Origin of the sequence: Amycolatopsis sp. NPDC102389 (assembly GCF_044765885.1) — a bacterium.
Classification (GTDB): Bacteria; Actinomycetota; Actinomycetes; order Mycobacteriales; family Pseudonocardiaceae; genus Amycolatopsis.
The window spans coordinates 34,201-46,094 of sequence record NZ_JBIWKX010000032.1 but is presented as its reverse complement, the minus strand read 5'-3'; the positions used below and the strand labels follow the sequence as shown (position 1 = coordinate 46,094).

Genomic DNA, 11,894 nt, shown 5'->3' with positions numbered 1-11,894 from the left:
CACCGTGGCCTACGCTTCAGTACCCCCGAGCGGCACGCTAGCCACCCTCGGCCGGGTCGACAAGCTCTCCCGCGAAGTTCGCTCGCCCGGTGACCGCGGCGCGCCCGGGAGCCAGCTCTGTGGCACCGAGTACACCGGAGTGGGGCCGGTGTGTGGGATACTCGCGGTGGCCGCTGGCCGACGGGCACACGTGAGAGGTGGCGCTCGCGGTCTCGTGGCCCGGTGGTGTGCTGCACATCCTCCACACGCGTCGCCGCTGTATGCGGCTCGACGACGTGGCGGGCGGCCCGATGTCGCGAACGTGGCCAGCGCTCCGCCGAGCAGACCTTCAGCCGTACGCGGCGCCCGGACAACCCCGGCGCCGTCGCGGTGCCGGGCAAGGATTCCCGCTGCTGGTGACCACCACGGCGGAACGAACAGAAAGGGGCCCCTGCGCGGCCGCGTCGAGCCGGTGTGAGCCAGCCGACGCGCCCGGGGGCGGAGGAGATATATGTCGAACGCGGACACACCCGCCGTCACCGGCGGGAATACCGCCACACCCATCGCAGCTCAGCTGGCCGAACTGCCGCCCCGGATCCGGGTGCACGCCTTGGCGAAGCTGCTGGGATCGAACAGCCGTGAACTGATGGCCAAGCTCGGTGAGCTCGGCGAGACCGTACGCAGCGCGCAGTCCAGCGTCACCCGCGACGTGGCTCTCAAGCTCGCCGAAGCCCTCGCCGGCGGAGACGAGCCCGAAACCACCGAAACCACCGAGGCGCCCGTCGCCGAGACCCCCGCGGCTCCCGAGCCCGAGGTCAAGGCGGAAGCCAAGCCCGAGGTCAAGGCAGAGCCCGCCGCGCCGCAGGTGGAGGCCCCTTCGCGGCGCGTTCCGCCCGCACTGGCCGCCCCGGTGACCCCGGAGCCGCCGCAGCCGACGACCAAGCGCGCGAAGGCCGCCGTGCACGTCCCGGTGTTCGCCGCGCCGTCGCCGGTGTTCCTGCCGCCGGAGCCCGTCGCGACGAAGCCCGCCCGCAAGCCGGAGCCCGCCTTCACCCCGGCCGAAGAGACCGCCTCCGACGAGGACGAGACGCAGGCTGAGCAGGCCGAAGGTCACGGCACCGACGAGGACGGTGACGACGCCAACGGCCGTCGCCGCCGTCGTCGTGGCCGTCGTGGCCGCGGCCGGGGCAAGGGCGGCGACGAGACCTCGGATTCGGCCGAGTCCGAGAACGAAGACGAGCAGTCCGAAGAGCCTCGAGCCCCGCGCAACCGTCAGCAGCGCGCGAAGGACAAGGACGCCGAAGAGGCCGGCGCCGAGAGCACCGAAGAGGCGTCCGGCGAGTCCGACTCGGACAACGACGGCGATTCGGACAACGGCAGCAAGCGTCGCCGTCGCCGCCGCCGTCGCAAGGGCGGGGACGACGACAACGCCGAGACCACCAGCGACGACCCGCCCAACACGGTCGTCCACGTGCGCCAGGCCAAGGCCGCCGAGACCGAGCGTCCCGCCAGGGACGAGGTCCGCAGCGTGCGCGGCTCGACCAGGCTCGAGGCCAAGCGCCAGCGCCGCCGGGACGGCCGCGAGGCGGGCCGCCGTCGTGCGCCGATCCTGTCCGAGGCCGAGTTCCTCGCCCGCCGCGAGTCGGTCGAGCGCACCATGGTCGTCGCCGAGAAGGGCGAATCCACGCAGATCGGAGTGCTCGAGGACGGCGTCCTGTGCGAGCACTTCGTGACTTCGTCGGGCACCGGATCGATCGTCGGCAACGTGTACCTCGGCCGCGTGCAGAACGTCCTGCCCTCGATGGAGGCCGCCTTCATCGACATCGGCCGCGGCCGCAACGCCGTGCTCTACGCCGGCGAGGTCGACTGGGACGCCGCCGGTCTCGAGGGCAAGGCCCGCAAGATCGAGCAGGCGCTCTCCACCGGCGACTCCGTGCTGGTCCAGGTCACCAAGGACCCGGTCGGGCACAAGGGCGCCCGGCTGACCACGCAGATCTCGCTGCCGGGCCGTTTCCTGGTCTACGTGCCCGCGGGCGGCGCCACCGGTATCTCCCGGAAGCTCCCGGAGAACGAGCGCCGCCGCCTGAAGGACATCCTCAAGCGCATCGTCCCCGAGGACGCCGGTGTGATCATCCGCACCGCCTCCGAGGGCATCGCCGAGGAGGAGCTGGACCGGGACGTCCGCCGCCTCAAGGCGCAGTGGGACGTCATCAAGGAGAAGGCCGAAGCCGGCAACGGCGGCAAGAAGAACAGTGCGCCGGTCATGCTCTACGAAGAGCCGGACCTGCTGGTCAAGGTCGTGCGCGACCTGTTCACCGAGGACTTCGCCAAGCTGGAGATCCAGGGCGACAAGGCCTGGGACACCATCTACAACTACGTGCAGCACGTGGCGCCGGACCTGGCGGATCGCGTCAAGCGGTACACGGGCACCGGTTCGGCCTTCGCGGACCACCGGATCGACGAGCAGATCACCAAGGCGCTGGACCGCAAGGTCTGGCTGCCCTCGGGTGGCTACCTGGTCATCGACCGCACCGAAGCGATGACGGTCATCGACGTCAACACCGGCAAGTTCACCGGATCGGGTGGAAACCTCGAGGAGACGGTGACCAGGAACAACCTGGAGTCGGCGGAGGAGATCGTCCGCCAGCTCCGGCTCCGGGACATCGGCGGCATCATCGTCATCGACTTCATCGACATGGTGCTCGAATCCAACCGCGAGCTCGTGCTGCGCCGGCTGACCGAATGCCTCGGCCGCGACCGCACGCGTCACCAGGTCGCCGAGGTCACTTCGCTCGGCCTGGTGCAGATGACCCGCAAGAAGATCGGCACCGGGCTGCTCGAGGCGTTCTCGACGCCGTGCGAGCACTGCAAGGGCCGCGGCGTGGTCGTCTCGACCGAGCCGCAGCGCACCGGTGGCGGCGGCAACGGTCACAGCCACGGTGGTGGCAGTGGCGGTGGCGGCGGCAAGGAGCAGGGCTCCCGCCGGTCCCGCGGCCGGGGCAAGGGCGAGGACCAGGGCCAGAACGAGCCCGCCGCGGCCAAGGCCGAGGCTCCGCCGGCGCCCGCTCAGCGCGAGTCGGTGGTTTCGGCGGTCCAGGCCGTGGCCAACGCCACGAAGGCGGCCAAGGGCGAGCACTCGCACGAAGCCACCGAGAACGCCGAGGGTGCCGCGCTGAACGGCCATGCCCCGCAGGCGGCTGAGCAGCCCGCTGAGCCGGTGACGGCTTCTTCGGAGCCCGTTGCCGAGGCGACCGTCGAACAGGCGGCGGAGGCGGCTTCCGAGCCGGTTCCGGAGCCGGTCGCCGAGGCTCCCGCGACGGAACTCGCCGGTGAACCGGTGACGACTCCGGACGACGAGGCTCCGGCCGTGCGTGAAGAAGAGATCGCCGTCGTCGCGGAATCGGGCCCGGAGCCCGAAGCGCCCGAGGTTCCGGTGACTCCTGAGGCTGTTGTGACAGAAGAGGTTTCCGAGCCCGAGGCTCCTTCCGCTCAGGAGGAGACCGAGCCCGAGGTGGACGTTCCGGCCCCGGCCGTGCGCTCCACCACCCGCCGTCGTCCGCGACGGGCGGCCTCGCGGCCGGCCGGTCCGCCGGTCAAGGCGTCGGAAAAGAGCTAGTGAACACCTAGGGGCACCCCGGTGTGATCGCACCGGGGAGCCCCACGTAACCTGTAGAACGGCCCGCCACCTAGAGGCGGGCACCTTGCGCAGCATCTGGACCACCCACAGAGAACTTCTGGGTGGGCCGATCACGCAAGCCCCCACCCGTTGTCGAGTAAGCAGGAGACTTCCGTGTCGGCGTACGCGATCGTCAAGACTGGCGGCAAGCAGTACAAGGTGGCCGTCGGCGACGTCGTCGAGGTCGAGAAGCTCGAAGGCGAGCCGGGTACCGAGCACACCTTCCCCGCAGTCCTTTTTGTGGACGGTGGCGACGTCACCACGGACGCCGACGCGCTGGCGAAGGTCTCGGTCACCGGCAAGGTCGTCGAGCAGACCAAGGGTCCGAAGATCCGGATCCACAAGTTCAAGAACAAGACCGGCTACCACAAGCGCCAGGGTCACCGGCAGAAGCTGACCCGCGTCGAGGTCACCGGCATCTCCAAGTAGGACTTTCTCCGGATCTTCGTCAGAAAGAGGATTGAGCCATGGCTCACAAGAAGGGTGCGTCCAGCTCCCGCAACGGTCGCGATTCGAACGCGCAGCGGCTGGGCGTCAAGCGCTACGGCGGCCAGGAAGTCAACGCGGGCGAGATCCTGATCCGCCAGCGTGGCACCAAGTTCCACCCCGGCGTGAACGTCGGCCGTGGCGGCGACGACACGCTGTTCGCGCTGGCCGCCGGTGCGGTCCAGTTCGGCGAGAAGCGTGGCCGCAAGACGGTCAACATCGTGCCGTCCGAAGCCTGAATTTCGGCTTCGAGTTAGAACCTCTGACGAGGGGTGGGCCGGAATATCCGGGCCCACCCCTCGTTTGTTTTATGTATCCCCTTTTCTTTCGCGAGTGAATAGAGGCAAGTCATGGCGTCCCGGTTCGTGGACCGAGCGGTGATCCATCTGGCCGCCGGTGACGGTGGGAACGGCTGCGCCTCGGTGCACCGCGAAAAGTTCAAACCCCTCGGCGGCCCGGACGGCGGCAACGGCGGCAACGGCGGCGACGTGCTGCTGATCGTCGATCCGAACGTCCACACACTGCTCGACTTCCACTTCCGCCCGCACGCCCGCGCCGGCAACGGCAAGCTGGGCCAGGGCGGCAACCGCGCCGGCGCCGCGGGGGAGACGCTGGAGATGCGCGTCCCGTCCGGCACCGTCGTGATGACCGAGGACGGCGAGATCCTGGCCGACCTGGTCGGGCCGGGCACCACCTTCGTCGCCGCTCAGGGCGGCCGTGGCGGTCTCGGCAACGCGGCGCTGGCCTCCAAGGCCCGCCGGGCGCCCGGGTTCGCGCTGCTGGGCGAGCCGGGGGAGGCCCGCGACCTCGTCCTGGAGCTGCGTTCGGTCGCCGACGTCGGCCTGCTGGGCTTCCCGTCCGCGGGCAAGTCGTCGCTGATCTCGGTGCTGTCCGCGGCCAAGCCGAAGATCGCCGACTACCCGTTCACCACCTTGGTGCCGAACCTGGGCGTGATCACCGCCGGATCGACCGTGTTCACCATGGCCGACGTGCCGGGGCTGATCCCTGGCGCGAGTGAGGGCAAGGGCCTCGGCCTCGACTTCCTGCGCCACATCGAACGCTGCGCGGTGCTGGTGCACGTCATCGACTGCGCCACCTTGGAACCCGGACGCGATCCCCTGTCCGATATGGACGCGCTCGAAGAGGAACTCGCCCGCTACACCCCGAGTCTCGGCGGCGACCTCGCCGACCGGCCCCGCGTGGTGGTGCTCAACAAGATCGACGTCCCGGAGGCCGCCGAACTCGCCGAGTTCGTGCGCCCGGAACTGGAAGCCCGCGGGCTCAGTGTGTTCGAGATCTCCACGGCAACGCGGCAGGGGCTCAAGGAGCTGACCTACGCGCTCGCCGCAGTGGTCGAGAAGTACCGCGCCGACCAGCCCGCACCGGAGCCGGCGAAGGTCGTGCTGCGCCCGATGGCCGTCGACGACGCCGGCTTCACCGTCGAGCACGACCCGGAGGAGGAAGGCGCCTTCATCGTCCGGGGTGTCCGTCCCGAGCGGTGGATCCGCCAGACGAGCTTCGGCAACGACGAGGCCGTCGGCTACCTCGCGGACCGGTTACAGCGGCTCGGTGTCGAGGAAGCGCTGGCGCGCAAGGGCGCCGTGCCGGGGAGCCCGGTCACCATCGGCGACGTCCAGTTCGAGTGGGAGCCGTCGACCCCGGCCGGGGTCGCGGTGCACCTTTCGGGCCGCGGCACGGACGTGCGGCTGGAGAACACCAACCGGATCGGTGCCGCCGAGCGCAAGGAAGCCCGCCGGATCCGTCGTGACGGCCCGGACGGTATCGAAGACGAAGGCGAGATGGACGACGAGTGAGCTCAACCCGTGGTGCGATCGCCGACGCGAAGCGGGTGGTCGTCAAGGTCGGTTCCTCCGCGCTGACCACCGCCGGTGACGGTCTCGACGTGGCCAGGCTGGACGCACTGGTGGACGCGATCGCCGACCGGGTCTCCCGCGGCACGCAGATCGTGCTGGTGTCCTCGGGGGCGATCGGCGCGGGGCTCGCGCCGCTCGCGCTCGGCAAACGGCCGCGTGACCTCGCCACCCAGCAGGCCGCGGCCAGCGTGGGCCAGCTCGCGCTGGCCCACGCCTACGCCGAGTCGTTCGGCCGGTTCTCCCTGACCGTGGGCCAGGTGCTGCTGACGTCGGACGACGTCGTGCGCCGTGCGCACTACCGCAACGCGCAGAACACCTTCACGCGGCTGCTGGCCCTGGGCGCGGTTCCCGTGGTCAACGAGAACGACACCGTGGCCACCGAAGAGATCCGCTTCGGCGACAACGACCGGCTGGCCGCGTTGGTGGCTCATCTGATCGGCGCCGACGCGCTCGTTCTGCTGTCCGATGTGGACGGTCTTTACGACGGGGATCCCCGTGACGGCGCCACCCGCAAGATCGCCGAGGTCGCGGGGGAGTCCGATGTGGACGGCATCACCGTCGGAATGTCGAGCTCCGGGCTCGGCACCGGCGGCATGGTCTCGAAGCTGGCCGCGGCCCGCACCGCCGCCGGCGCCGGCATCCCGGTCCTGCTCGCCGCCGCTTCCGAAGCCGCCCGTGCCCTGACCACCGCCGAGGTCGGCACGGCGTTCGCCGCCGCGGACTCCCGGCTGTCGGCCCGCCGGTTCTGGCTGGGCTACGCCGCGGGCGCGTCCGGGAAACTGCACCTCGACGACGGCGCGGTCGCGGCCGTCGTCCGCCGCCGTCGTTCACTGCTGGCCGCCGGGATCACCGGCGTCGACGGCGACTTCCAAGCGGGCGACGTCGTCGACCTGCTCGATCTCCGGCAGCGGACCGTGGCGCGCGGTGTCGTGGCCTTCGATGCGGGCGAACTGCCCGACCTCATCGGCCGCTCCAGTCACGACCTCCCCGCGGAGCAGCGGCGTGAGGTCGTCCACGCGGACGACCTCGTTCCCCTGCGTCGCTAGGGCGCCAGGCCCGGGGGACACGAAAGGTCCAAGCGGTAGCAAGGGACCTTTTGCTACCGCTTTCCCGGAACGGCGAGGTGACCGATGAGGCGAGCCAGCTGGTCGCCGTAGGCCTCGGCGAACTCGGCGGACCCGGGGTCCTGGCCCGAGACGGCCCGGACGACGCGCGGCAGCGCCAGCGCGGCACTGGACGCGGCCATGAAGATCACCAGCAGGAAAGCCGGGTCGAGGTCGGCGGGGAAATCGCCCGCGGCCTGCCGGGCTCGCACGTACTCCACCTGCCGCTGGAGGAATCCGCGCTGCCCCTCGACGCCGATCGCGTCGGGCGCGCCGTCGGTCAGGTTCTCCCAGAGGAACAGCTTGGCGAGGTCGTGATCCCGGATTCCCGACTCGACGAAGAACCGGACGACCTCCGCGAACGGCTTGTCGTTGTCGGCGGCCGCGACGTAGTCGTCGTACATCGTCGCGGTCAGCGCGTTGTACAGCCCTTCCTTACCGCCGAAGTAGTACGAGATCAGTTGCTTGTTCACGCCCGCTTTCGCGGCGATCTCGCTGACACGCGCCGCGGCGTAGCCCTTCGCGCCGAACTCGGCCTTCGCCGCCTCCAGCAGTTGTGCCTTCGTGCGCTCGGGATCGCGCTGGCGTTCGACGGGTGCGCGGCGAGGGCTGCGCGGGGCGGCTTCGGACATGCGGCTCAGCTTAGCCGCTGACTCTCTCAAACGTACGGTTGACTTTATTATCCGTATGGTTGATAGTTGTCGGCGGAGAGAGGAGAAACCCATGACCACGAGAATCGCGATCATCGGCGGCGGAACGGGTGGGCTCTGCCTGGCGCAGGGGCTGCGCAAGGCGGGAATCGACGTGTCCGTTCACGAACGCAGCCGCACCCGGACCGAGCGGCTGCAGGGCTACCGCGTGCACATCAATCCGCACGGCTCCGCCGCACTGCACGAATGCCTGCCGTCCGAGCTCTGGCAGCGGTTCCTGGACACGACCGGCACCACGAGCGGTCCGTTCAGCTTCGTGACCGAGCGGCTGCGGGACCTGATGGTGATCGACAGCGAGCTCACCTCGAGCCCCGATCCCGCGTCGAACCATCATTCGGTCAGCCGGATCAGCCTGCATCAGGTGCTGTCCGACGGGCTCGACGGAGTTCTGCACCATGGCAAGGAGTTCGTCGGCTACCGCCGTGAAGGCGAGGTGGTCGTCTGCGAGTTCGCCGACGGCAGCAGTGTCGAAGCCGACTTGGTCATCGGCGCCGACGGGGCCAATTCCCGGGTGCGCAAACAGTTCCTTCCCGAAGCCGAGCGGGTGGACACCGGGATCATCGCGATCGCGGGCAAGCATCCGCTGACCGAAGAGACCCGCAAGCGTCTGCCCGGCCGGCTCACCGATGGTCCGAGCTTGGTGATGCCGCGGACCGGGGCGGGCCTGTTCACCGCGCCGCACGAGCTGGCCGGTGTCTCGTCGGTCAACGACGAGACCGCGGACTTCGACCCAGTCCTGTTCGACAACACCTCGAGTTACGTCATGTGGGCGTTCGCGGCGGACAACCGGCGCTACCCGGCGAATCTGTCCTCATTGGACGGTGCTGCCCTGCGGGCCTTGGTGCTGGAGCTGATCGACGGCTGGGATCCCGCGTTCAAGGAGCTGGTCGGCGGCTCACCCGAGGAGGCGGTGTCCCGGCTGCCGATCTTCACCTCGAAGCCCGTGGAGCCATGGCCGACGGGCAACGTCACCTTGCTCGGCGACGCGATCCACAGCATGACCCCGTTTCGCGGCATCGGCGCGAACACCGCGCTCCGGGACGCGCAACTGCTGTGCCGCAACCTCGTCGAAGCGCGGAAGACCGGCGCGGTGCGCTCCGCGGTCGCCGACTACGAGCAGCGGATGCGTGACTACGGCTTCGCGGCGGTGCGCGACTCGGAACGCAGTGCCCGCCAGTTCGTCTCGGAGAACCGGGCGGGCCGCACGATGGCACGGGGGATGTTCCGCTTCTTCCAGGCAGTGCCTCCGCTGAAGCGCAAGGTCTTCAGCGACCACGGCGACTCATAGCCGGGAAGGTGTGGAGATGCCCAGCAGGGACAGGCCCAGTGTCAGCGTCTTCGAGGTGAGTTCGGCCAGCAGCAGTCGTGAGTCGCGGACGCCGGGGCCTTCCGCGTCCAGCACCGGGCACTGTTCGTAGAACCGCGAGAAAACGACCGCGGTTTCGTACAGATACGTGCACAGCTTGTGGGGGAGATGCCCGGCGGTCGCGGCGCCGACCGCCTCGGGGAAGCGGGTCAGCGCGAGCGCCAACGCGCGCTCCGCTGGATGGCCGAGGAGCACCCGCGCGCCGGTGAGGTCCTGATCCGCTTTCGCCAGCACGGAACGGATCCGCGCGTTGGCGTACTGCAGATAGACCGACGTGTTCCCGCTCTTGACGAGCATCCGGTCCCAGGAGAAGACGTAATCACGTTCGCGATCGCCGGAAAGGTCGGCGTACTTGATCGCGCCGATCCCGATCGCCCTGGCGACCTCTTCCCTGCTTTCGGGGGAGAGGTCCGCCCGGTCGTCGATCACTTCGGCGGCGTGGGAGATGGCCTCGGTGAGCAGGTCGGAAAGACGGACCGACTCACCCGCCCGGGTCTTCATGGCACGGCCGTCCTCGCCGAGCACCGAGCCGAACCCGATGTGCTCGGCTCGATGCTCCTCGCGGAGCCAGCCGGCGGCCCGGCACACGGCGAACACCATCGCGAAGTGCTGCGCTTGCGGCGCACCGACGACGTAGAGCAGATCGGTGACGCCGCGTTGTTCTGTCCAGTACCGCAGGGTCGCGAGATCGGTGGCCGCGTAGCCGTCTTCACTCGACCTGGGTGAAATGCTGTGTCAACTCGTCGACCAGACGCTGCCACAGCGCCAGAGTCTCTTCGTCACCGCTTTGCAGGAGCACGACACGCTCGCGCCGAGATGGTTGTGCGGGACGACTTCATGCCCGGCGAACCGTGACAGCCGGACGATCGCGTCGCCGATGACGGACGACCGCCGGTGCCCGACGTGCATTTCCTTCGCCACGTTCGGGCTGCTGTAGTCGACGGCGATCCGCCGAGGATGTGGCGTCGCCGCGACACCCAGCCGCGGGTCGCTGTTGAGCGCGGTCGTCCGCTCTTCCAGCCAGGAAGAGCGCAGCGTGAAGTTGAGGAAGCCCGGCCCCGCGACCTCCGGTGGTTCGGCGAGATCGGCGACGTCGAGGCGCGCCGCGATGTCGGCGGCGATCTCCCTCGGCGGTTTCCCGAGCCGTTTGCCCAAGCTCATCGCGAGATCGCACTGATAGTCGACGCCGTTCTGTGCGGAGACCCGCACGAGGGCGGACGGCGGTTCGAAGTCGGTGACGTGGCGAAGGGCCGCCATCACGCGTCGCGCCAATTTCTCGCTTACATCGCCGAACAACACGGTGTCCCTCCTTCGCGCTAGTCGTAGGAGCGCGAGGGTAGCCACCTACCTCGTCGTCGGCGACGGAGTTTCAGCGCAGGTCGCTGCCCTTCGTCTCCGGCAGGGTCCGGATGACGAAGAACGCGATCACCGCTCCGGCGGCCACGTACCAGAAGAACAGCGTCGAGAGCCCGGCGTCGGACAGCGCCGTGAGCACCAGGGGAGCGGTCCCGCCGAATAACGCGACGGTCAGGTTGTACCAGGCGCCGATGCCCAAGCCGCGCAGTTCGGTGGGGAACAGCTCGCTCATGATCGCGGGCGCGATCGACGTCATCGCCGTGTACAGGCAGAGCCCGACGCAGAACACGACGAGCAGCCCCGGCAGTCCCGGCCGGACCAAAGTGGACAGCGGGACGATGAGGATCGCGGTCGCCGCCGCCCAGACGAGCAGCTGTGGCTTGCGGCCGAAGCGATCCGATAGCGCGCCCATCGGGTACTGAAGCGCGACGAACAACGCCGTCGCGATCGACAACGCGAGGAACACGTCGACATCGTCGGCCTTGCGGGTCTTGACCGCGAACGAGGTCAGGGCGCTGAAGAACGTGTAATAGCAAAGGGTCGACAGCATCGAGAAGCCCACGAGCTGCACAACGGCCCGCGGGTGCTCGCGAAGCGTGGTGCGCAGCGGTCGCTCGACCCTGCGCGCCGTCGACTTCTTCTCCTCGAAGATCTCGGTCTCGGCGAGACTGCGCCGCAGCCACAGGCCGATGATGCCGAGAACGCCGCCGAGCAGGAACGGGATCCGCCAGCCGTACGCCGTCAGATCCGCCTTGGACATCGTCCGCGCGAGCGCGAACCCGAGGATCGAGGCGATCAGGACGGCGGAACCGGTCGAGATGTAGAAGAAGGCGGAGTACCGCCCGCGGCGGGCGGGCGGCGCGATCTCCCCGAGGTACGCCGAAGCGTTCGAGACCTCGCCGCCGAGCGACAATCCTTGAGCCACCCTGGCCAGCAGCAACAGGATCGGGGCCAGCCAGCCGACCTGGTCGAACGTCGGCAGGAGGCCGATGGCCACCGAACCGCCCGCCATCAGGACGATGGTCAGGATCATCGCGGGCTTCCGGCCTTTGATGTCGGCGAACCGGCCGAGCAACATCCCGCCGAGCGGCCGGAAGAAGAACGCCAGCGCGTACGTCGCGAAGGTGTTGATCAACGCCAGGGCTTCGTTGCCCTTCGGGAAGAACTCGCTGGCGAAGTAGATGCTGAAGGTCGCGTAGATGGTCCAGTCGAACCATTCCAGCGCGTTCCCGACACTGGCGGCGAACAACTTCTTCACCGGGAGCCGATGCCTCAGCCGCTCCGTCGTCGCGTCCGCCATCGGCACCTCCGTACTCGCGCGTGGACGGAACCTTGCCAGAAAGT

8 protein-coding genes and 1 pseudogene are annotated in these 11,894 nt (G+C 69.2%); 6 read left to right on the top strand and 3 right to left on the bottom strand.

Annotated features, from left to right (window positions below; translation table 11 throughout):
- Positions 1 to 490 precede the first annotated feature (490 nt).
- The 5 genes from ACIRGA_RS25115 (at position 491) to proB (ending at position 7,061) form a co-directional block, all read left to right on the top strand.
- Positions 491 to 3,595 (top strand): translation initiation factor IF-2 N-terminal domain-containing protein, encoded by a 3,105-nt coding sequence (locus tag ACIRGA_RS25115; protein ID WP_400945015.1) that lies wholly within the window; start codon positions 491 to 493, stop codon positions 3,593 to 3,595.
- Positions 3,596 to 3,769: 174 nt separating this feature from the next.
- Positions 3,770 to 4,084 carry a 50S ribosomal protein L21 gene (gene rplU, locus ACIRGA_RS25110; RefSeq protein ID WP_005158538.1) on the top strand — a complete coding sequence of 105 codons (315 nt, stop codon included), beginning with the start codon at positions 3,770 to 3,772 and terminating at the stop codon, positions 4,082 to 4,084.
- A gap of 38 nt (positions 4,085 to 4,122) precedes the next feature.
- Positions 4,123 to 4,380, top strand: a complete 258-nt coding sequence (gene rpmA / locus ACIRGA_RS25105) for a 50S ribosomal protein L27 (RefSeq protein ID WP_003067129.1) — start codon at positions 4,123 to 4,125, stop codon at positions 4,378 to 4,380.
- Between the two features lie 111 nt (positions 4,381 to 4,491).
- The gene (obgE, locus tag ACIRGA_RS25100; protein WP_400945012.1) at positions 4,492 to 5,955 is read left to right on the top strand and encodes a GTPase ObgE; all 1,464 of its coding nucleotides are present in this window, start codon (positions 4,492 to 4,494) and stop codon (positions 5,953 to 5,955) included.
- Positions 5,952 to 7,061 carry a glutamate 5-kinase gene (gene proB, locus ACIRGA_RS25095; RefSeq protein ID WP_400945010.1) on the top strand — a complete coding sequence of 370 codons (1,110 nt, stop codon included), beginning with the start codon at positions 5,952 to 5,954 and terminating at the stop codon, positions 7,059 to 7,061. The genes obgE and proB overlap by 4 nt, the downstream gene beginning before the upstream one ends.
- A gap of 53 nt (positions 7,062 to 7,114) precedes the next feature.
- Here proB and ACIRGA_RS25090 read toward each other — a convergent pair whose 3' ends face one another.
- Positions 7,115 to 7,750: a TetR/AcrR family transcriptional regulator gene (locus ACIRGA_RS25090; RefSeq protein ID WP_400945008.1), complete on the bottom strand. Its 636-nt coding sequence runs from the start codon at positions 7,748 to 7,750 to the stop codon at positions 7,115 to 7,117.
- Positions 7,751 to 7,841: 91 nt separating this feature from the next.
- Here ACIRGA_RS25090 and ACIRGA_RS25085 point away from each other — a divergent pair, with 91 nt between their 5' ends.
- Positions 7,842 to 9,116 (top strand): FAD-dependent oxidoreductase, encoded by a 1,275-nt coding sequence (locus ACIRGA_RS25085; RefSeq protein WP_400945006.1) that lies wholly within the window; start codon positions 7,842 to 7,844, stop codon positions 9,114 to 9,116.
- On the opposite strand, the pseudogene ACIRGA_RS25080 reads toward ACIRGA_RS25085, so the two are convergent.
- Positions 9,111 to 10,493 (bottom strand): annotated as a pseudogene (locus ACIRGA_RS25080) (arginine--tRNA ligase). The gene ACIRGA_RS25085 and the pseudogene ACIRGA_RS25080 overlap by 6 nt on opposite strands.
- A 70-nt stretch (positions 10,494 to 10,563) precedes the next feature.
- Positions 10,564 to 11,850 carry an MFS transporter gene (locus tag ACIRGA_RS25075; RefSeq protein ID WP_400945004.1) on the bottom strand — a complete coding sequence of 429 codons (1,287 nt, stop codon included), beginning with the start codon at positions 11,848 to 11,850 and terminating at the stop codon, positions 10,564 to 10,566.
- Positions 11,851 to 11,894 lie beyond the last annotated feature (44 nt).

Coding starts and splice junctions, on each gene's coding strand:
- ACIRGA_RS25115 (WP_400945015.1), top strand. CDS start 491: ATGTCGAACGCGGACACACCCGCCGTCACCGGCGGGAATACCGCCACA.
- rpmA (WP_003067129.1), top strand. CDS start 4,123: ATGGCTCACAAGAAGGGTGCGTCCAGCTCCCGCAACGGTCGCGATTCG.
- ACIRGA_RS25075 (WP_400945004.1), bottom strand. CDS start 11,850: ATGGCGGACGCGACGACGGAGCGGCTGAGGCATCGGCTCCCGGTGAAG.
- ACIRGA_RS25090 (WP_400945008.1), bottom strand. CDS start 7,750: ATGTCCGAAGCCGCCCCGCGCAGCCCTCGCCGCGCACCCGTCGAACGC.
- ACIRGA_RS25085 (WP_400945006.1), top strand. CDS start 7,842: ATGACCACGAGAATCGCGATCATCGGCGGCGGAACGGGTGGGCTCTGC.
- obgE (WP_400945012.1), top strand. CDS start 4,492: ATGGCGTCCCGGTTCGTGGACCGAGCGGTGATCCATCTGGCCGCCGGT.